The following is a 19962-nucleotide window of genomic DNA, read 5'->3' as shown; positions in this document are numbered from 1 at the left end:
ATGCTTTCGCCGAATCGTCAGGCGCGCCTCCCGGGCGCGCACGGAAGGCCGGCGGCGGCCGTCGTGCTCTGCGTCCTCGCCGTCGTCCTGGGACTCGCCCACCCGTCGGCCCTCGCGGCCCCGCAGCGGCACACGGCCGCCGTCTACGACGTGCGCGACTACGGCGCCAAGGGCGACGGGTCCACCAACGACACCCCCGCCGTCGACAAGGCCATCACGGCGGCCAACGCGGCCGGCGGCGGCACCGTCCGCTTCCCGGCCGGCACCTACAAGTCCAAGAACACCATCCACATGAAGAGCGACGTGACGCTCCAGCTCGACAGGGGCGCCACCCTCCAGGGCTCCTCGGCCGACACCTACGACGCCCCGGAGCCCAACCCGAACGACGCGTACCAGGACTACGGGCACAGCCACTTCCACAACGCCATGATCTACGGCGACCGGCTGACGAACATCGGCTTCACCGGCGAGGGAGTCATCGACGGCGCCGGCAACCTGATCACCGGCAACCCCAGGTCCGGTGAGGCCGACAAGATCCTGTCCCTGACCCGGTGCGACGGACTGCGGCTCGGCGACGGCCTCACCCTGCGCCGCGGCGGCCACTTCGCCGCCCTGATCAACGGCTGCGAGAACGTCGTCTCCGACCGTCTGACCATCGACACCGCGAGCGACCGCGACGGCTGGAACATCATCTCCACCACCGACGTCACGGTCACCAACGCGCACATCGAGGCCAACGACGACGCCCTGGTCTTCAAGAGCGACTACGCCCTCGGCGCCGAGCTCCCCAACGGCCACGTCCGGGTCAGCGACTCCTACCTGTCCGCGCGCTGCTGCAACGCCGTGATGTTCGGCTCCGAGACCTGCGGCGACTTCTCCGACTACCGGTTCGAGAAGATCCGCATCGAGGGCGCCGGCAAGTCCGGGCTCGGCATGGTCTCCATGGACGGCGCGAAGATCTCCGACGTCCACTACCGCGACATCACCATGACGGACGTCCACTCGCCGATCATGCAGAAGACCGGCACCCGGAAACGGTGCGGGAACAGTCCCGGTGTCGGCTCGATCAGCGACATCACCTACGAGCACGTCACGGCCACCGGCAGCAGCCCGTCCTTCAGCCCGACCCTGTGGGGCGAGAGCGGCCACCGGATCAGCCACGTGCGGTTCGACGACGTCGACATCACCGTGCCCGGCGGCAACGGCACCATGTCCACCGGCGTGCCCGACAACGACCCCACCGACTACAACCCGAAGAGCATCGGGACCCGGCCCGCCTACGGCTGGTACCTGCACAACGCCGACGACGTGCGCTTCACCGACAGCAGGGTGCGCTTCGCCGCCGATGACGGCCGCCCCGCCGTCATCGCCGACGCGGCGAGCGGCCTGCGCTTCACCCGGTTCACCGCCCAGAAGGGCGACGGCTCCCCGTACGACATCGGCTTGCGCAACGTCACCGGCTACTGCCTGAGCGACAGCCGCACCACCTCCGGCGGCGCCCTGCGGGTCTCGGCGAGCGGCTCCGGCCGGGACTGCTCCACGCCGGTGCGCCCGCGTGCGGCGGACGACTCCCGCCAGGCCTTCCTCCGCGCCTCCGTCGGCGGCCTCTTCCTGCACTGGGGCCTGCGCACCGCGCCCGCCCACACGAGCTGCACCGCCTGGGAGAAGGACGTCACCAACGGCGGCTGGACGCCGGACTACTGGGTGAACGAGGCCAGGAAACTGCACACGCAGTACCTGGTCCTGGCGACCTTCCACAGCCGGCTGGGCTACGGCCGCCCCTGGCCGTCCGGGATCCCCGGCTCCTGCTCCACCCGGCGGGACTTCCTCGGTGAACTGATCGGCGCCGCCAAGGCCAAGGGCATGAAGGTCATCCTCTACATGACCGACGACCCCCAGTGGCACGCCGAGGGCGGCCACGAATGGCTCGACTCGGCCGCGTACTCCGCCTACAAGGGGGAGGACGTGGACCTGACCACCCGCGACGGCTTCGGCCGGTTCTCCTACGACAACTTCTTCGAGGTCATGGACCGCTACCCGGACCTCGGCGGCTTCTGGATCGACAACGACAACGCCTACTGGGAGAGCCACCACCTCTACGAGCAGATCCGCGAGAAGCGCCCCTCGTACACGCTCAGCAACAACAACGAGGACACGCCGATCATGGACATGATCAGCAATGAGCAGAAGACGGGGATGACGCCGGCGTACGACTATCCGCAAGCCGTGTACACCGCCCAGCCTCGCCTGACCGAGGCGGACTTCAAACTGCCGTCGACCGGCGCCTGGTGGTACGACGGATCCGACCCCGCGGTCGACCGGGGGCTCACCCTCGGCCGGCTGATCACCAACGCCGGTTCCTCGGTGAAGGCCCTGATGGCCGAGACCGCGCAGGTCAACGGCAAGTTCCCGGCGAACCAGACCGCCTTCAACACCTTTGCGGACAGCTACCTCGCTCCCGTCTGGGAGTCCCTGCACGGCACGGAGGGCGGCGGCTACATGTACGGGGGCCTCAAGCCCGGCTTCTGGAACGACGGCGCCCACGGCGTGACCACCATCGCCAAGGACGACCCCGACCGGCAGTACGTCCACGTCCTGACCCCGCCCAGCACCAGCACCCTGCGCATCCGCGACAACGGCTACCGCGTCGCGTCCGTGACCGACCTCCGTACCGGCAAGGCGGTCTCGTGGTCGCAGTCCGGCGGTGTGCTCACGCTCACCGGGCTCGGCGCCTGGGACCCGTACGACACCGTCTTCAAGGTGACCACGGCAGGCCGGCAGGGCATCCTGTCCGGCGTCACCGTGACCGCGAGCACCTCGGCGAGCGGCCACCCCGGCTCCGCCGCCGGCGACGGCGACCACCTCACCTACTGGGACAACGGCAAGACCCTGCCCGTCGCCCTCACCTTCGACCTCGGCTCGGCGAAGAAGGTGCGGTACCTCGGGCTCAACCAGCGCGAGGACTCCGTCGCCTACGCCCGCTCCGACACCGAGCAGTCGGCCCGGATCAGGGCGTACAAGGTGTTCCTGAGCGACGACGGCACGCACTGGGGGAGTGCCGTGAAGACGGGCCGACTGCCGAGCGCCCGCGGCATCCAGGTCATCGACCTGACCGCCGCCACCGCCCGGTACGTCCGCCTGGAGGTCGACTCCACCTGGGCCGCCGCCACCGACACCACCCGCTACCAGCGGCTGCGGATCGACGAGGCCTGGGTCGGCACCTCGTACGCCACCCCGGCGACCGCCGTGCGCGTCCGCCCGGACAACGGGCAGGCCGCCCTGCGCCCCGCCATGGGCCGGAGCAGCCGGAGCTTCGCGCGGCGGCAGCCGGCGGGCGAAGACCGAGGCGCAGGCCGACGCGTCGGCCACGCCCGCTCCGAAGGACCAGGGCTTCGTCCAGGCCGGCCGTCGGGTCAGCCCCGGTAGAGGGCCTCGACCTCGGTCGCGTACACCTTCTCGATGGCCTTCCGCTTCAGCTTCAGCGACGGCGTCAGCAGGCCGTGTTCCTCGGTGAACGGCTGGGCCAGGATGCGGAAGGTGCGGATCGACTCGGCCTGGGAGACGAGGGTGTTGGCGGCGACCACCGCCCGCCGCACCTCCGTCTCCAGGTCCGGGTCGTGCACCAGCTCGGCCGGGGTCATCCTCGGCTTGCCGCGCATCTGGAGCCAGTGTTCGACCGCCTCCTGGTCGAGGGTGACCAGGGCCGCGATGTACGGCCGGTCGTTGCCGACGACGATGCACTGGTTGACCAGCGGGTGTTCGCGGACCCGCTCCTCCAGCACGCCCGGGGAGACGCTCTTGCCGCCGGAGGTCACCAGGATCTCCTTCTTGCGGCCGGTGATCGTCAGGTAGCCGTCCTCGTCCAGGGAGCCGAGGTCGCCGGTGGCGAGCCAGCCGTCGTGCAGGGTCTGGTCGGTGGCCTTGGGGTTGTTCAGGTACCCCTGGAAGACGTTCGCGCCGTGCAGCCAGATCTCCCCGTCGTCGGCGATGTGCACGGTCATGCCCGGGATGGCCTGGCCCACGGTGCCGTAGCGGGTGCGCTCGGGCGGGTTGGCGGTCGCCGCGGCCGTCGACTCGGTCAGGCCGTACCCCTCGTAGATCTGCACGCCCGCGCCCGCGAAGAACAGCCCCAGCCGGCGGTCCATCGCCGATCCCCCCGACATCGCGTTCCGGATCCGGCCGCCCATCGCGGCCCGGATCTTCGCGTACACCAGCTTGTCGAAGAACTGGTGCTGCATCCGCAGCCCCGCCGACGGGCCGGGCCCGGTGCCCCACGCCTTCGCCTCGACCGCCTCCGCGTACCTGACAGCGATGTCGACGGCCTTCTCGAACGGCCCCGCCTTGCCCTCCTTCTCGGCCTTGCGGCGGGCCGCGTTGAACACCTTCTCGAAGATGTACGGCACCGCGAGGATGAACGTCGGCTGGAAGGCGGCGAGGTCGGACAGGAGGGCGGCGGCGTGCAGCTGCGGCTGGTGCCCGAAGCGGACCCGGCCCCGGATCGCGGCGACCTCCACCATCCGGCCGAAGACGTGCGCCAGCGGCAGGAACAGCAGCGTCGACGCCTCGTCGCCCTTCTTCGAGTGGAACACCGGCTCCCAGCGCTGGATCACGGTGTCCGCCTCGGACATGAAGTTGCCGTGGGAGATCACACAGCCCTTGGGGCGGCCGGTGGTGCCGGAGGTGTAGATGACGGTGGCCACCGAGTCCGGGGTGACCGCCTCCCGGTGCCGGTGCACCACCTCGTCGTCCAGGTGGGCCCCGGCGTCGTACAGCTCCTGCACACAGCCCGCGTCGAGCTGCCAGAGCTGGCGCAGCCGCGGCAGCCGGTCGATGACGGTGGCGATGGTCATCGCGTGGTCCTCGTGCTCCACGATCGCCGCGGCGACCTCGGCGTCGTAGAGCATCCAGAAGCACTGCTCGGCCGAGGAGGTGGGGTAGACGGGCACCACCTGGGCGCCGATGGTCCACAGCGCGAAGTCGAACAGGGTCCACTCGTAGCGGGTGCGGGACATGATCGCGACCCGGTCGCCGAAGCGGATGCCGCGGGCCAGCAGCCCCTTGGCGAGGGCCATGACCTCGTCGCGGAACTCGGCGGCGGTGACGTCCCGCCACTGCCCCGAGGCGTCCTTGCGGCCGAGCGCGATGTGCAGCGGGTCGGTCCGGGCATGGTCGAAGACGACGTCTGCCAGACCGCCCACCGGCGGCGGCGACGCCAACGGAGGGTTGGTGAACTCGCGCAACCTCGCTCCCCGTGTTCGCGCCTCAGTGACGTTGGTCCACGCACCGCACAGCGCCGTGAAAGCTACCCCACCCGATCGGTGTGCGGGAGGGGTGCGGAAACCGAGCAAACCTCACGTTCCGCCGGGGCGGGGACCCTGAAATGCCCGCACATGGGGAAGGGCCGGACACAACTACTGACGGGTCAGTAAGTTTCGGTGCCGTAATCTCCACCGAATCTGTACGCGCCGATTACGGCACCACGTGCGCGGGACGGCCCCGGAACACGCCTCGGCCGCGGGCCGCGGGAAGCCGCCCGGCGCGGGAGCCGTGGGTCAGCCGTTCGTGCGTCGCAGTCGCTCGCCGCCCGCCAGGACCGCCGCCGCCAGCGCGTCCGCGGCGGCCTCGGCCGGGCCCCGGCGGTGGCCGTGGACGAGGACGAAGTCGACCTTGCCCAGCTCGGGCAGGCCGGCCCGGTCGGGCAGCCGGAACAGGCCCGGCGGGATCAGCCGCCGGGAGTGGGCCATCACCCCGAGGCCGGCGCGGGCCGCCGCGATCAGCCCGCTCAGGCTGCCGCTCGTGCACACGATCCGCCAGTCACGGCCCTGCCGCTCCAGCACCTCCAGCGCGCGGGCCCGGGTGATGCCCGGCGGCGGGTACACGATCAGCGGAACGGGCCGGTCGGGCTCCAGCCGCAGCGGCTCGGCGCCGATCCACACCAGGTCGTCGCGCCAGACCAGCTCGCCGCGCGGATCCTCCGGGAGCCGCTTGGCCAGCACCAGGTCCAGCTTCCCGGCGGCCAGCCGCTCGTGCAGGGTGCCGGACAGCTCGACGGTGAGCTCCAGGTCGACCTCCGGGTGGTCGTAGCGGAACGCCTCCAGGATCTCCGGCAGCCGGGTCAGGACGAAGTCCTCCGAGGCGCCGAAGCGCAGCCGGCCACGCACGCGCGTGCCGCTGAAGAACGCCGTCGCCTGCTCGTGCACCTCCAGGATGCGACGGGCGAACCCCAGCATCGCCTCGCCGTCCTCGGTCAGCTCCACCGAATGGGTGTCCCGGGAGAAGAGCTGCCGGCCGGCCGCGTCCTCCAGCCGCCGCACATGCTGGCTGACCGTGGACTGGCGCAGCCCCAGCCGCCGGGCGGCCTGTGTGAAGCTCAGCGTCTGGGCGACCGCCAGGAACGTGCGCAGGTGCGTCGGTTCGTACACCGTCCGAGCCTAGCCGCTCATCGCGGAACATGATGACAGTGAGAGCGGCATCCGGGATTCCCGATCAACGGCCGGAGGAGGAGAATCGACGGGGGCCCTACGGGCCCGCGACCGTACGTCACCCACAGCAATCGGAGCACCGTGAAACGCCTGCGCTGGCCGGCCTGGATGCCGATCGACCCGTACATCGTGCTGCTGCTCGGCACGGTCGGTCTCGCCGCGCTCCTGCCGGCCCGGGGCACCGCCGCCGATGTGACCTCGGGTGCCTCCACGGCCGCGATCGGCTTCCTCTTCTTCCTCTACGGCGCCCGGCTGTCCACTCGTGAGGCGCTGGACGGGCTCAAGCACTGGCGGCTGCACGTCACCGTGCTGACCTGCACCTTCGTCGTCTTCCCGGTGTTCGGGCTCGCCGCGCGCGGACTGGTGCCGGTCCTGCTGACCCAGCCCCTCTACCAGGGCCTGCTGTTCCTGACGCTGGTGCCGTCCACCATCCAGTCGTCCATCGCGTTCACCTCGATCGCCCGGGGAAACGTGCCCGCCGCGATCTGCGCCGGGTCCTTCTCCTCCCTCGCCGGCATCGTCCTCACGCCGCTGCTCGCGGCGGGGCTGCTCGGCGGTGAGGCGGTCGGGTTCTCCGCCGACTCGGTGGTGAAGATCGTGCTCCAGCTGCTGGTGCCGTTCCTCGCCGGGCAACTGCTGCGCCGCTGGATCGGCGGGTTCGTCACCCGGCACAAGAAGGTCCTCGGGCTGGTCGACCGCGGCTCGATCCTGCTGGTCGTCTACACCGCGTTCAGCGAGGGCATGAACCAGGGCATCTGGCACCAGGTCAGCCCCGTGCGGCTGGCCGGACTGCTCGGCGTCGAGGCCGTCCTGCTGGCCCTGATGCTGGTGCTGACCTGGTACGGCGCCAAGGCGCTCGGCTTCGGCCGGGAGGACCGGATCGCCATCCAGTTCGCCGGGTCGAAGAAGTCCCTCGCCTCCGGGCTGCCGATGGCGAGCGTCCTGTTCGGCAGCCACGCCTCGCTGGCCGTCCTGCCGCTGATGCTCTTCCACCAGATGCAGCTGATGGTGTGCGCGGTCATCGCCAAGCGGCGCGCCCGTGACCCGGAGGCGGCCACGGACGGCCCCGGCGCGTCAGCCGCGCACGCGGTCCAGGGGCAGCCACAGCACCGTGTCCTGCGGTGACCGCAGCACCCGCGGGTCGGCGAGTTCCGCGTCGGTGAGCGCCCGGTCCCAGACGCGCACCTCGTCCAGCGCGCCGGTGAGGAAGGCACGGCTGTCCATGCGCTGACCGAGGTGCACGCCGAAGGGGGAGTTGCGGCTGACGGAGCCCGGCACGTCGGCGGCGGAGGACGGCGCACCGTCGACGGACAGCGACAGCAGGCCCCCGCCGCGGCGGAGCACGGCGTGGTGCCACCGGCCGTCGTTGTACGCGGTGTCCGTGCGCACGGACACCGTCTGCGGCGGGGCGGCTCCGTTCCGCACGGTGATCAGCCCCCGCACCCGGTGGTCCGCCGGCTCCCCGCGCAGCCACACCTGCGGCTGGGTGGTGCCGATCCCGCCCATCCACAGCATCGGCTGCTCCCCGGCCGTCGCCGTGTACCGGAACCACAGCGACACCGTGAAGTCCTCCGCGCCCAGCGGGAGCCCGGTGCGGTACGGCAGGCGTACGGCGTCGTCGGCGCCGTCGAACTCCAGCGCGCCCCCGGACACCCCGTCCGTCTGCTCCGGCCCGCCCAGCACCGCCGCCGGGCGGGCGCGCGGGGCGAGGTCGGCGGTGACCGGATCGGGGCCGCGGCGCGCTCCGAGCCAGTCCTCGGTGATGCGGGCGAAGCGGATCTCGTCGCGGGCGTCCACCGCGCCGCCCTCGTACAGCAGGCCGACCGTGCCGGCGCCGACGCGGACCAGGTCGGAGTAGCCGGACCAGTCCGTGGTGACCACCGCGGCGCGGTCGGTGCCGTCCCAGGTCCGGCCGCCGTCGTAGGAGGAGCGGATCATCATCGTGCGGCGCCGGTCGGGATCGCCGGGGCAGGCGAGCAGGAGGCGGTCGCCCAGCCGCAGCAGCGACCCCTGCACCTGCGGGGTGTACAGATCCGGCAGGCCGCGGAAGGGCGCGGTGAAGCTGCCTCCGCCGTCGCGGCTGACGGCCTGGGTGCGGTGACCGAGGTCGGTGCCGTCCTGCTCCCGTCCGCTGACCAGGACCGAACCGTCGCCGCGCTCGGCGAGCGTGAGCTCGGAGGGCTTCTGCCGGAAGGTGCCGTCGGCGGCGATGGGCCAGGTGTCGGTGGCGCCGATCCGCCAGTGGCCGCCGTGGTCGTCGCTGACGATCAGGGCCGCGTGGTCGGCGCTGACCCGGCTGCCGTCCCAGGTCTCGGTGTTCACCCCGAGGACCAGGCGTCCGGCGTACCGGCCGCGGGTGAGCTGGATGCCGTGCACGGGACCGGTGGCGTACCAGGAGTTCCAGTCGGCGGGCAGGATCTCGGGGCTCAGATCGCGCGGCGGGGACCAGGTCCGGCCGTCGTCGTCGCTGTACTGCAGGTGCGGAGTGCGGTCGCAGGGAACCGAGCAACTGGCGCTGTCCGTACGGCCCGTGTTGTACGTCTCCGCCAGCCAGACGCGGCCGGTGACGCGGTCCACGACCGGCGCCGGGTTGCCGTGGGTGTCGCCGGCGCCCTCGTTGACCACCCGCAACGGGCCCCAGGTACGCCCGCCGTCGGTGGAGCGCTTGAGCACGATGTCGATGTCGGCCGCGTCCCCGCAGTTGAGGACGCGGCCCTCGGCGAACGCCAGCAGGGTGCCGTCGGCCGTTTCGACGACCGCCGGGATGCGGAAGCACGCGTACCCGGGGTCCTGGGCGGCCTTGAACAGCACCTGCTGCTCGAACACCGGGGAACCGCCCGCCGACTGGGCGTGCGCCGGATGAGCGGGGAGGAACGGCAGGACCAGGCCGGCCGCGGTGACGAGGGCGGATCCGATACGGGCGCGAAGACCTGACGGCACGGTGCGACCTGCCCTTCGTCGGCCGGACATCTGGACATCCGCACATCCCACGTCCAACGTGCGTCCCTGAACGGTAGTTGGCAGTGGCGCGGGTCACAAGAAGCGTGCGGACGGTCACGGACGCAGGACGACCTTGCCGAGGTTGGCCCGGCCCGTGATCACCTCGTGCCCCGCCGCCGCGTCCTCCAGGGCGAACTCCCCGTGCACGGCGGGCTTCACGGCGCCCTCGGCGAAGAGTCGCCACAGCTCCCGCCGCCACCGCTCGTACAGCTCCGGCCGGCCGCGGGCGATCAGCGCCATCTGGAAGCCGATCACCGACTTGGCCCCCACCAGCAGGTCGTACGCCTGGACGGTGCCGCCGCCCGAGCTGTAGGCGACCAGGCGGCCGTGCGGGGCGAGGGCCGCCAGGGCGGGGGTGAGCAGCTCGCCGCCGACGGCGTCGAGGACGCAGTCGACGGGATCGCCCCAGCCGTCGTCGCCGTACCGCACGCAGTCGTCCGCACCGAGCGAGCGCACGAAGTCCGCCTTCGCCCGCCCTGACACGGCCCCCAGGACCCGCCCCGCGCCCCGCGCCCGCGCGAGCTGCACGGCGAGGTGTCCGACGCCGCTCGCCGCCGCCGTGACGAGGACCGACTCCCCCGGCGCGAGGCGGGCCGCCTCCAGGGCCCCCCGGGCCACCAGTCCGCTGCGCACCAGCGCCACCGCGGTCACGGGGTCCGCGCCGTCCGGCACCGGTGAGGCCATGGCCTCGTGCAGCAGGGCGTACTCGGCGTACCCGTGCCCGAAGCACAGCCCGGTCACCCGGTCACCGGCGCGGAAGCGGGTCACGCCCTCGCCGGCCGCCACCACCTCGCCGGCGATCTCACCGCACAGCGGCACCGGCTCCGGAGCCCCGGTCACCTTGCGGACCACCGGGAGCGTGACCCCGACGGCCGCGCAGCGCACCAGCAGCTCACCGGGGCCGGGCACGGGGACCGGCACCTCCTCCACGAACAGGGGGCCGCCGGTGGACTCGTACCGGACGCGACGCATGGAACCTCCAGGGGCCGGGCGTACCCGGCACACACGATCGTCGGGAACCCCATGAAATCATTGGGAGGCCCAACGGTATAGCGGACTTCATTGGGGAGTCCAACGATTCTTCGGCTAGGCTGCCGTCATGGCCGAAGCACCCCTGCCCGCGATCCGCTCCCTGCCCAGCTGGCTACTCGGCCGAGCCGCCGCACGGGGCCGTGCCCTGGTCGCCGAGGCCCTGGCGGCGGAAGGGCTGAAGATGTGGCACCACGTCGTCCTCTCCGCCGTCCGCGACCTCGCCCCGGTCGCCCAGGCGGACCTCGGCCGCGGAGTGCGCCTCGACCCGAAGGACGTGGTCGGCATCCTGAACGACCTGCAGTCCGCGGGTCTGGTCGACCGCGCCCCCGACCCCCGCGACCGGCGCAAGAACGCCGTCTCCCTCACCGAGGAGGGTGCCCGTCTCCTCGTGCGCTGCGAGAAGGCCGCCCGTGAGGCCAACGACGAACTGCTCGCCCCGCTGTCGGCCGCCGAACGCGATCAGTTCATGGGCCTGTTGATCCGGATTTCCGGCACGGACGGCTGACGACGGCTAACGTTCCGTCATGACCGCAGCTCCCGTGCTCGATCCGCAGCGCACCGCCCTCCTCCTCGTCGACCTGATGGACCGCATCGTCGCGCTGCCCCTGGAACCCCGCAAAGGCACCGAAGTACTCGCTGCCGCCGAGGAGTTGGCCACCACCTTCCGCCGCGCCGGTGCCCTCGTCGTCCTCGTCCGGGTCGAACGCCCCGCCGTCGCCGAACAGCCGCCCGGCAGCGGGCTGGTGCCCGGCCTGCGCCGGGACGGCGACCTGGAGGTCGTCAAGCGGACCCTCGGCGCCTTCCAGGGCACCGCGCTGGACGAGCGGCTGCGCGAACGCGGCATCACCACCCTGGTGCTGGGCGGCATCGCCACCAACCTGGGTGTCGAGTCCACCGCCCGCGCCGCCGCCGACCTCGGCTACGACCTGGTCTTCGCCGAGGACACCATGGCAGCGTTCACCGCGGCCGAACACGACGCCTCGGTACGCCTCGACTTCCCGAGACTGGGCACGGTGACGAAGTCGAAGGAACTGACCTTTGCCTGAACAGCCACCCGACGAAGGCCAAGGGCCCACCAAGCGCGACTGTCCCCACGCGTCGGCCGCGAAGAGAACCGCAGGGGGCGCGCCGGTGGAGGCGAACGAAGCAAAAAATGACGGGACCCCGCAGGCGCAGGGGGCGCTCCCCGCCGGGCGGGGTCCCGCCGCCGTGCCGCGGGGACCGGTCAACCCTGGGCGGCCGCCTCCCGCAGGGCGATCCGGTCCTGGCCCGCGTACACGTTCATCGAGCTGCCCCGGAGGAAGCCCACCAGGGTCAGCCCCGTCTCGGCGGCCAGGTCCACCGCCAGCGACGACGGCGCCGACACGGCCGCGAGCACCGGGATGCCCGCCATCACCGCCTTCTGCGCCAGCTCGAAGGAGGCCCGGCCGGAGACCATGAGGATCGTCCGGGACAGCGGCAGGGCGTCGCTCTGCAGCGCCCGGCCGACCAGCTTGTCGACCGCGTTGTGCCGGCCGACGTCCTCCCGGGTGTCCAGCAGCTCCCCGTCCTCGCTGAACAGGGCCGCCGCGTGCAGGCCCCCGGTCCGGTCGAACACCCGCTGGGCCGCACGCAGCCGGTCGGGAAGGCTCGCGAGCAGTTCTGGGCTGATCCGGAGCAGGGGAGAGTCGGCGATGGGCCAGCGCGCTGTCGTACGGACGGCGTCCAGGCTGGCCTTGCCGCACAGCCCGCACGAGGAGGAGGTGTAGACGTTGCGCTCCAGGGTGAAGTCCGGGAGCGTGACGCCCGGCGCGGTCTTCACGTCGACCACGTTGTACGTGTTCGAACCGTCCACCGTCGCCCCGGCGCAGTAGACGATGTTCTGCAGGTCGGACGCGGTGGCGAGGACTCCTTCGCTCACCAGGAAGCCGGCCGCCAGCGCGAAGTCGTCGCCGGGGGTGCGCATGGTGATCGCGAGCGGCTTGCCGTTCAGCCGGATCTCCAGAGGTTCCTCGGCGACGAGCGTGTCCGGCCGGGTGGAGACCGCCCCGTCCCGGATGCGGAGGACCTTGCGTCGTTCCGTGACTCGTCCCATGGTCTGATCAGCCCCGGTTCTGTACGTGCTGGTAGCCGAAACGGCCCTTGATGCAGAGGTTGCCGTGGGTCACCGGGTTGTCGTGCGGTGAGGTGACCTTCACGATCTCATTGTCCTGCACATGGAGGGTGAGTGTGCAGCCCACCCCGCAGTACGCGCAGACCGTGGTCGTCTCCGTCTGCCGCGACTCGTCCCAGTCGCCGGCCGCCCGCAGGTCGAACTCCCGCTTGGCGGACAGTGCCCCGGTCGGGCACACCTCGACGCAGTTGCCGCAGAACACGCAGGCCGAGTCGGTCAGCGCCGCGTCGTGCTCCACGGCGATCCGCGCGTCGAAACCACGCCCGGCGACCGAGATGGCGAAGGAGTTCTGCCACTGGTCGCCACAGGCGTCGACGCACTTGTAGCAGAGGATGCACTTCGCGTAGTCGCGCACGTACAGCTCGTTGTCGATCTTCGGCTCGTCGTTGAGACGCGCCGCGTCGGGGCCGAAACGGTCCGGCTTCGCCTCGTACTCCTTGATCCACTCGGCGGCCCGTGGCGTCGTCGACAGGTCGGCCGAGGAGGCCAGCAGCTCCAGGACGATCTTCCGGCTGTGCCGCACCCGCTCGGTGTCCGTGCGCACCTCCATGCCGGGCTCGGCCCGGCGCGAGCAGGCCGGCACCAGCGTCCGCGACCCCTCGACCTCCACCACGCACACCCGGCAGGCGTTCTTCGGTCGCAGGGTGTCGCCCTGGCACAGCGTCGGGACGTCCTTGCCCGCGGCCCGGCAGGCGTCGAGGACGGTGGCGCCCTCGGGAACCCGGGCCTCCTGCCCGTCGAGCGTGAACTCGACCAGCCGGCGCGGCACCCCGATCGGTATCGCGGTCATGTGTAGGCCCCCAGACGGTCGATGGCGGATTCCACGGCGTTCCACGCGGTCTGTCCCAGACCGCAGATCGAGGCGTCCCGCATCGCCCGGCCGACCTCCCGCAGCAGGGCGATGTCGTCCGCGGCACCGGCGCCGGTGCGGTCCGCTATCCGGCGCAGCGCCTCCTCCTGCCGTACGGTGCCGACCCGGCAGGGCACGCACTGGCCGCAGGACTCCTCCCGGAAGAACCGGGCGATGCGCAGCAGCAGCCGGGGCAGCGGCACGGTGTCGTCGAAGGCCATCACCACCCCGGAGCCCAGCGTGGTGCCCGCCTCCCGGGTGCCTTCGAAGGTGAGCGGGAGGTCCAGCTCGTCGGGCCGTACGAACCCGCCGGCCGCCCCGCCGAGCAGCACCGCCCGCAGCCCCGCGCGCACCCCGGCCAGGGTCAGCAGCTCCCCGAGCGTGGCGCCGAACGGCAGCTCGTACACCCCGGGCCGGTCCACGCTGCCGGAGACGCAGAACAGCTTCGGGCCGGTGGAGCGCGCCGTACCGATCGCCGCGTACGCCGGGGCGCCCATGGTCAGGATCGGCAGGACGTTGACCAGCGTCTCCACGTTGTTCTCGGCGGTCGGCTTGCCGAACAGGCCCTTCTCCACGGGGAAGGGCGGCTTGCTGCGGGGTTCGCCGCGGTGACCCTCGATGGAGTTGAACAGGGCGGTCTCCTCACCGCAGATGTAGGCACCCGCGCCGCGCCGGATCTCGATGTCCAGGTGGTAGCCCTGGCCGAGGATGTCCTCGCCGAGCAGACCGCGGGCCCGGGCCTGGTCGATCGCGTGCTGGACCCGGCGGACCGCCCGCGGGTACTCACCGCGGATGTAGACGAAGGCCCGGTGCGCGGAGACCGCGTACGACGCGATCGTGATCGCCTCCACCAGCGCGAACGGATCGCCCTCCATCAGCACCCGGTCCTTGAAGGTCCCGGGCTCCGACTCGTCGGCGTTGCACACCAGGTAGTGCGGGTGGTCCGGCTGCGACGCCGTGGCCTGCCACTTGCGGCCGGTGGGGAAAGCGGCGCCGCCGCGCCCGACCAGACCCGCGTCCGTCACCTCCCGGATCACCCCGGCCGGCCCGAGCGCGAAGGCCCGGCGCAGGGCCGTGTAGCCGCCGTGCGCCCGGTAGTCGTCCAGCGAGGACGGGTCCACCACGCCCACCCGGCGCAGCAGCGTCAGCGAGGGGTCACCCGCCTGCGGCACCGCCGTCACGGCCGGCGGCTCCTCGGGCGCCGCGTCGGGCGCGCCCGCCGCGTCGACGGCCTCCGTCACGGAAGCGGGCGCCGACACCGCCGTCCGCACCGGCTCGCCCGCCCGGACCGCCAGCGCGGCCGGGGCGCGTTCGCACAGGCCCAGGCAGGGGGCGCGCTCGACGCTCACCCCGCTGCCGGGGCCGAGCCGCGCCTCGATCCCGGCGCACACCTCTTCGGCACCGGCGGCCAGGCAGGCCAGGTCGGTGCAGACGTGCAGCACCGTGGCGGGGCGCGGCCGGACGGAGAACATGGCGTAGAAGGTGGCCACCCCGTACGCCTCGGCCGGCGGCACGGTCAGCCTGCGGCACAGATAGCCGAGGCCGCCCTCGCTGATCCAGCCGACGCGGTCGTTGAGGGCGTGCAGCCCCGGCAGCAGCAGATCGCGCCGGTCGCGGGCCGCCCGGCCGCCACGCGCCCACCGCAGGTCGGCATCGGTGCGGTCGGCTCCCTCCCAGGAGGATTCCGGGGGGCCCAACAACGCGTCCACGGCGGCGCGTTCCTCGTCCGTCGGTTTGCTGTCGCCGAAGTGCAGGTCCACGGGTGGGTCACCTCACATAGGTCACTGCGGGCAGCTTCTCGATCCGGATCGCCGACGCCTTGAACTCCGCCGTCCCCGCGATCGGGCAGTTCGCCTCGATGGTCAGCTGGTTGGTGTCGACCTCGTCGGGAAAGTGCATGGTCATGAAGGCGAGGCCGGGGCGCAGGGCCGTGTCGATCCACACGGGTGCCACGACCGAGCCCCGCCGTGAGGACACCCGCACCTCCTCGCCGACGACGACCCCGTACCGCTCGGCGTCCTCCGGGCACAGTTCGATGTACTCGCCGCGCCGCAGCGGGGAGGCGAAACCGCCGCTCTGCACACCGGTGTTGTAGGAGTCCAGCCGCCGGCCGGTGGTGAGCCGGACCGGGTACTCCTCGTCGGTGAGGTCCACCGGCGGGTCGTGCTGCACCAGCCCGAACGGCGCCGGCCGGCCCCGCCGCCCGGGGTCCGGCTCCCACAACCGGCCGTGCAGGAAGGGTGGTTCGAGCTCCTCGGTGCTCGGGCAGGGCCACTGGATGCCCTGCTGCTCCTCCAGCCGGGAGTACGTCATCCCGTAGTGGTCCGGGGACACCGACCGCAGCTCGTTCCACACGGCCTCCGCGTCGGCGTACTTCCAGTCGTGGCCCAGCCGGGCGGCCAGTTCGCAGATGATGTCGATGTCCTCGCGGGCCTCGCCGGGCGGGGTGACGGCCCGTCGCACCCGCTGCACGCGCCGCTCGCTGTTGGTGGTGGTGCCCTCGGTCTCCGCCCAGCCGGCGGTCGCGGGCAGCACCACGTCCGCCAGCTCGGCGGTCTTCGTCAGGAAGATGTCCTGGACGACGAGGAAGTCCAGGGCCTTCAGACGGCGCACGGCCTGCTCGCTGTCGGCCTCCGACTGGGCCGGGTTCTCCCCGACGCAGTACACCGCGCGCAGTCGGCCGTCCTCCATGGCCTCGAACATCTCCGTCAGGTTCAGCCCGTAGTGCGGCTGGATGACGGTGTCCCAGGCCGACTCGAACTTCAGCCGGACGCCCGGGTCGAGGATGTCCTGGAAGCCGGGCAGCCGGTTGGGGATGGCGCCCATGTCGCCGCCGCCCTGCACGTTGTTCTGCCCGCGCAGCGGCTGGAGCCCGGAGCCGTAGCGGCCGACATGGCCGGTGAGCAGGGAGAGGTTGATCAGCGCGCGGACGTTGTCGGTGCCGTTGTGGTGCTCGGTGATGCCGAGGGTCCAGCACAGCTGGGCCCGCTCGGCGCGGGCGTAGGCGTGCGCCAGCTCGCGGATGGCGCGGGCCGGTACACCGGTCACCTTCTCGGCCAGGGACAGCGTCCAGGGCTCGACCAGCTTGCGGTACTCCTCGAAGCCGGTGGTCGCCCGTCCGACGAACGCCTCGTTCACCAGCCCGGCGCGGATGATCTCCCGGCCGATCGCGTGCGCCATCGGGATGTCGGTGCCGACGTTCAGTCCGAGCCAGCTCTCCGCCCACTCGGCGGTGGAGGTCCGGCGCGGGTCGACGGCGTACATCCGGGCGCCGTTCCGGATGCCCTTCAGCACGTGCTGGAAGAAGATCGGGTGCGCGAAACGGGCGTTGGAGCCCCACATCACGATGACGTCGGTGTGCTCGATCTCCTCGTACGACGAGGTGCCGCCGCCGGAGCCGAACGCGGCCGACAGCCCCGCCACGCTGGGCGCGTGACACGTCCGGTTGCAGGAGTCGACGTTGTTGGTGCCCATCACCACGCGTGCGAACTTCTGCGCCACGTAGTTCATCTCGTTGGTGGCGCGGGCGCAGGAGAACATCCCGAACGCGCCCCGGTTGCGCTCCAGGCCCCGGGCGGCGCGGTCCAGCGCCTCCTGCCAGCCCGCCTCCCGGAACGGCTCGTCACGACGGTCGCGCACCAGGGGGCGCGTCAGCCGGGTGTAGGTCTTCGGTTGCCGGTTCCTCATGCGGCGCTCCTCAGCGCGAGCAGGTCCGAGATGGCGTGCACGGTGCGCAGGGTGGGCACCTCCACACCGGTGATCTCCGCGAGTTCGACCACGGCGGCGAGCAGCACGTCCAGCTCCAGCGGCTTGCCGCGCTCCAGGTCCTGGAGGGTGGAGGTGCGGTGGTCGCCGACGCGTTCCGCACCCGCGAGCCGGCGCTCGATGGAGACGCCCACCTCGCAGCCGAGGGCCTCGGCGACGGAGAGCGTCTCGCGCATCATCGTCTCGATGACCCGGCGGGTGCCGCCGTGCCGGCACATCTGCCGCATGGTGGCCCGGGCCAGGGCGCTGATCGGGTTGAAGGAGATGTTCCCGAGCAGCTTGAGCCAGATGTCGTTGCGCAGGTCCGGTTCCACGGGGCACTTCAGCCCGCCGGCCTGCATGGCCCCGCTCAGCTCCCGGCAGCGCGCCGAGACGCTGCGGTCGGGCTCGCCGAGGGAGAACCTGGTGCCCTCCACGTGCCGCACCACGCCGGGCGCCTGGAGCTCCGTCGCCGCGTAGACGACACAGCCGACGGCCCGTTCGGGGGCGAGGACGGCGCTGACGGCGCCGCCGGGGTCGACGCTCTCCAGACGGTGGCCGTCGTGGGGGCCGCCGTGCCGGTGGAAGTACCACCAGGGGATGCCGTTCTGCGCGGCCACCACCGTGGTGCGCTCGTGCAGCAGGGGTGCGATCAGCGGCCCGCACGCCGCGTACGCGGTGGCCTTCAGGCCCAGGAAGACGTGGTCGACCGGGCCGACCTCGGCCGGGTCGTCGGTGGCGTGGGGGTGCGCGGTGAAGTCACCGCGCGGGCTGACCACGCGTACCCCGTGCCGCCTCATGGCCGCGAGATGCGGTCCACGGGCGATGAGGTGCACGTCGGCACCGGCGCGGTGGAGCGCGGCACCGACGTAGGCGCCGATGGCACCGGCGCCGAGGACTGCGACTTTCACAGGGACGCTCCGTTCGGTTTGAGGGATACCGCGGAGGTGAGGACGGGAGCCGACGGACGCGTCGGCTGAATCCTGTCGACGAAATATTGTCTACAGTATGGAGAAGGTGTCAGCAAGGGTTCGTGCGGCGACCGTTGAGGGGGCGCGCGATGGCCGCCGCGGGGTCCTCGCGACAACCGCTGAGGGGTCCGCGCGTCGGCCGACCGTTGAGCGCAGCGCGCATACCGTTCACCGCATACGGTCGACGGTCGCCTTCTCAACTCCCGCGCCCGGCCCTACCGTCCGGCGTCATGAGCAGCCCCCCTGTCGCACCCCCGGGCTGGAGCCGCTGGCTCGTCCCGCCCGCCGCCCTCTCCGTCCACCTCTCCATCGGCCAGGCCTACGCCTGGAGCGTCTTCAAGCCGCCGCTCGAATCCGCGCTGGGCCTCGACGGCACCCAGAGCGCGCTGCCCTTCCAGGTGGCGATCGTGATGCTCGGCCTGTCGGCCGCGTTCGGCGGCACGCTCGTCGAGCGCAACGGCCCGCGCTGGGCGATGACCGTGGCCCTCGTCTGCTTCTCCTCCGGCTTCCTGATCTCCGCCCTCGGCGCCAGGACGGAGCAGTACTGGCTGATCGTCCTCGGCTACGGCTTCGTCGGCGGGATCGGCCTCGGCATCGGCTACATCTCGCCCGTCTCCACCCTGATCAAGTGGTTCCCGGACCGGCCGGGCATGGCCACCGGCATCGCCATCATGGGCTTCGGCGGCGGCGCCCTGATCGCCTCGCCGTGGTCGGCCCAGATGCTCGAATCCTTCGGCTCCGACAACGATGGCATCGCCCTCGCCTTCCTGGTGCACGGGCTGTCGTACGCCGCCTTCATGACCCTCGGCGTCCTCCTGATCCGGGTGCCGCGCACCGAGAAGCCCGTCGAGAGCGGGCCGAGCGCCGTCGACGGCGTGCAGGTGTCGGCCCGCGAGGCCGTGCGCACCCCGCAGTTCTGGTGCCTGTGGGTCGTGCTGTGCATGAACGTGACCGCCGGCATCGGCATCCTGGAGAAGGCCGCGCCGATGATCACGGACTTCTTCGCGGACAGCTCCACCCCCGTGTCGGCCTCGGCCGCGGCCGGCTTCGTCGCGCTGCTGTCGGCCGCCAACATGGCCGGCCGCATCGGCTGGTCCTCCACCTCCGACCGGGTCGGCCGCAAGAACATCTACCGCGTCTACCTCGGCGTCGGCGCGCTGATGTACCTGCTGATCGCGCTGTTCGGGGACACCTCGAAACCGCTGTTCGTGCTGTGCGCGCTGGTGATCCTGTCCTTCTACGGCGGCGGCTTCGCGACGATCCCCGCCTATCTGAAGGACCTCTTCGGCACCTACCAGGTCGGTGCCATCCACGGCCGGCTGCTGACCGCCTGGTCCACGGCCGGCGTGCTCGGGCCGCTGATCGTCAACTGGATCGCCGACCGGCAGGAGGCGGCCGGCAAACACGGCTCGTCGCTGTACGGGCTGTCGTTCGGCATCATGATCGGCCTGCTCGTCGTCGGCTTCGTCGCCGGCGAACTCGTCCGTCCCGTCCACCCCCGCCACCACGTCCCCGCCCCGAGGGAGGCCGCAGATGCCCAGCGACAGCAGCCCGCCTAGCCGAAGGGGCCTGATCGCCTTCGCCTGGCTGTGGGTGGGCACACCCCTCGCCTACGGCCTGTACGAGCTGGTGCGGAAGGCGACACAGCTGTTCACAGGGTGAAGGGACGGGCGTCCGGGGGGCTGAGGGAAGCCGACAACCCGGGCGCCCGATTCCTGTGGCTTCACCTGC

Annotated in this window: 15 protein-coding genes; 6 read left to right on the top strand and 9 right to left on the bottom strand. The window is 71.9% G+C overall.

What is annotated here, in order from left to right:
* Entirely contained in the window at positions 1-3426 is a 3426-nt protein-coding gene (locus tag C3492_RS44695; RefSeq protein WP_258055805.1) for a glycosyl hydrolase family 28 protein, read from the top strand.
* Here C3492_RS44695 and C3492_RS21320 read toward each other — a convergent pair.
* The gene (locus tag C3492_RS21320) at positions 3414-5240 is read right to left on the bottom strand and encodes a long-chain fatty acid--CoA ligase (RefSeq protein ID WP_103813355.1); all 1827 of its coding nucleotides are present in this window, start codon (positions 5238-5240) and stop codon (positions 3414-3416) included. The genes C3492_RS44695 and C3492_RS21320 overlap by 13 nt on opposite strands.
* 312 nt (positions 5241-5552) lie before the next feature.
* Positions 5553-6422 carry a LysR substrate-binding domain-containing protein gene (locus C3492_RS21315; protein ID WP_103813354.1) on the bottom strand — a complete coding sequence of 290 codons (870 nt, stop codon included), beginning with the start codon at positions 6420-6422 and terminating at the stop codon, positions 5553-5555.
* A gap of 141 nt (positions 6423-6563) precedes the next feature.
* Here C3492_RS21315 and C3492_RS21310 point away from each other — a divergent pair, with 141 nt between their 5' ends.
* Positions 6564-7607, top strand: coding sequence for a bile acid:sodium symporter family protein (locus tag C3492_RS21310; RefSeq protein WP_258055804.1), 1044 nt, complete (start codon positions 6564-6566; stop codon positions 7605-7607).
* Here C3492_RS21310 and C3492_RS21305 read toward each other — a convergent pair.
* Together C3492_RS21305 and C3492_RS21300 are read right to left on the bottom strand one after the other, a co-directional pair.
* Positions 7557-9422 carry a sialidase family protein gene (locus C3492_RS21305; protein ID WP_103813353.1) on the bottom strand — a complete coding sequence of 622 codons (1866 nt, stop codon included), beginning with the start codon at positions 9420-9422 and terminating at the stop codon, positions 7557-7559. The genes C3492_RS21310 and C3492_RS21305 overlap by 51 nt on opposite strands.
* Positions 9423-9536: 114 nt before the next feature.
* The gene (locus C3492_RS21300; protein WP_103813352.1) at positions 9537-10454 is read right to left on the bottom strand and encodes a zinc-binding dehydrogenase; all 918 of its coding nucleotides are present in this window, start codon (positions 10452-10454) and stop codon (positions 9537-9539) included.
* Between the two features lie 127 nt (positions 10455-10581).
* Here C3492_RS21300 and C3492_RS21295 point away from each other — a divergent pair, with 127 nt between their 5' ends.
* Entirely contained in the window at positions 10582-11019 is a 438-nt protein-coding gene (locus tag C3492_RS21295; RefSeq protein ID WP_103813351.1) for a MarR family winged helix-turn-helix transcriptional regulator, read from the top strand.
* A gap of 19 nt (positions 11020-11038) precedes the next feature.
* The gene (locus C3492_RS21290) at positions 11039-11560 is read left to right on the top strand and encodes an isochorismatase family protein (protein ID WP_181140478.1); all 522 of its coding nucleotides are present in this window, start codon (positions 11039-11041) and stop codon (positions 11558-11560) included.
* A 179-nt stretch (positions 11561-11739) separates the two neighbouring features.
* Here C3492_RS21290 and fdhD read toward each other — a convergent pair whose 3' ends face one another.
* From fdhD to C3492_RS21265, 5 genes are read right to left on the bottom strand one after another with little or no spacing between them, the layout of a single operon-like run.
* A complete protein-coding gene (gene fdhD, locus C3492_RS21285; RefSeq protein ID WP_103813349.1) occupies positions 11740-12588 on the bottom strand; it encodes a formate dehydrogenase accessory sulfurtransferase FdhD in 849 nt (282 codons plus the stop codon).
* A gap of 7 nt (positions 12589-12595) precedes the next feature.
* Positions 12596-13456, bottom strand: a complete 861-nt coding sequence (locus tag C3492_RS21280; RefSeq protein WP_103813348.1) for a 2Fe-2S iron-sulfur cluster-binding protein — start codon at positions 13454-13456, stop codon at positions 12596-12598.
* Positions 13453-15276, bottom strand: coding sequence for an NADH-ubiquinone oxidoreductase-F iron-sulfur binding region domain-containing protein (locus tag C3492_RS21275; RefSeq protein WP_103813347.1), 1824 nt, complete (start codon positions 15274-15276; stop codon positions 13453-13455). The genes C3492_RS21280 and C3492_RS21275 overlap by 4 nt, the downstream gene beginning before the upstream one ends.
* Positions 15277-15283: 7 nt before the next feature.
* On the bottom strand, positions 15284-17203 hold the full coding sequence (locus C3492_RS21270) for a molybdopterin oxidoreductase family protein (protein WP_103813346.1): 1920 nt from the start codon (positions 17201-17203) through the stop codon (positions 15284-15286).
* Positions 17200-18171, bottom strand: a complete 972-nt coding sequence (locus tag C3492_RS21265) for a 2-dehydropantoate 2-reductase (protein WP_103813345.1) — start codon at positions 18169-18171, stop codon at positions 17200-17202. The genes C3492_RS21270 and C3492_RS21265 overlap by 4 nt, the downstream gene beginning before the upstream one ends.
* A 290-nt stretch (positions 18172-18461) precedes the next feature.
* Between C3492_RS21265 and C3492_RS21260 the strand changes: the two genes are divergently transcribed.
* Both C3492_RS21260 and C3492_RS45900 read left to right on the top strand, forming a co-directional pair.
* A complete protein-coding gene (locus C3492_RS21260) occupies positions 18462-19790 on the top strand; it encodes an OFA family MFS transporter (protein ID WP_103813344.1) in 1329 nt (442 codons plus the stop codon).
* Positions 19765-19893: a hypothetical protein gene (locus C3492_RS45900; RefSeq protein WP_258055802.1), complete on the top strand. Its 129-nt coding sequence runs from the start codon at positions 19765-19767 to the stop codon at positions 19891-19893. The genes C3492_RS21260 and C3492_RS45900 overlap by 26 nt, the downstream gene beginning before the upstream one ends.
* Positions 19894-19962: the final 69 nt, after the last annotated feature.

The organism is Streptomyces sp. Ru62 (assembly GCF_002920615.1).
Lineage (GTDB): Bacteria > Actinomycetota > Actinomycetes > Streptomycetales > Streptomycetaceae > Streptomyces.
This window is presented reverse-complemented; position numbering and strand designations above follow the sequence as displayed.

Coding starts and splice junctions, on each gene's coding strand:
- C3492_RS44695 (WP_258055805.1), top strand. CDS start 1: ATGCTTTCGCCGAATCGTCAGGCGCGCCTCCCGGGCGCGCACGGAAGG.
- C3492_RS21300 (WP_103813352.1), bottom strand. CDS start 10,454: ATGCGTCGCGTCCGGTACGAGTCCACCGGCGGCCCCCTGTTCGTGGAG.
- C3492_RS21295 (WP_103813351.1), top strand. CDS start 10,582: ATGGCCGAAGCACCCCTGCCCGCGATCCGCTCCCTGCCCAGCTGGCTA.
- C3492_RS21290 (WP_181140478.1), top strand. CDS start 11,039: ATGACCGCAGCTCCCGTGCTCGATCCGCAGCGCACCGCCCTCCTCCTC.
- fdhD (WP_103813349.1), bottom strand. CDS start 12,588: ATGGGACGAGTCACGGAACGACGCAAGGTCCTCCGCATCCGGGACGGG.
- C3492_RS21280 (WP_103813348.1), bottom strand. CDS start 13,456: ATGACCGCGATACCGATCGGGGTGCCGCGCCGGCTGGTCGAGTTCACG.
- C3492_RS21270 (WP_103813346.1), bottom strand. CDS start 17,203: ATGAGGAACCGGCAACCGAAGACCTACACCCGGCTGACGCGCCCCCTG.
- C3492_RS21260 (WP_103813344.1), top strand. CDS start 18,462: ATGAGCAGCCCCCCTGTCGCACCCCCGGGCTGGAGCCGCTGGCTCGTC.
- C3492_RS45900 (WP_258055802.1), top strand. CDS start 19,765: ATGCCCAGCGACAGCAGCCCGCCTAGCCGAAGGGGCCTGATCGCCTTC.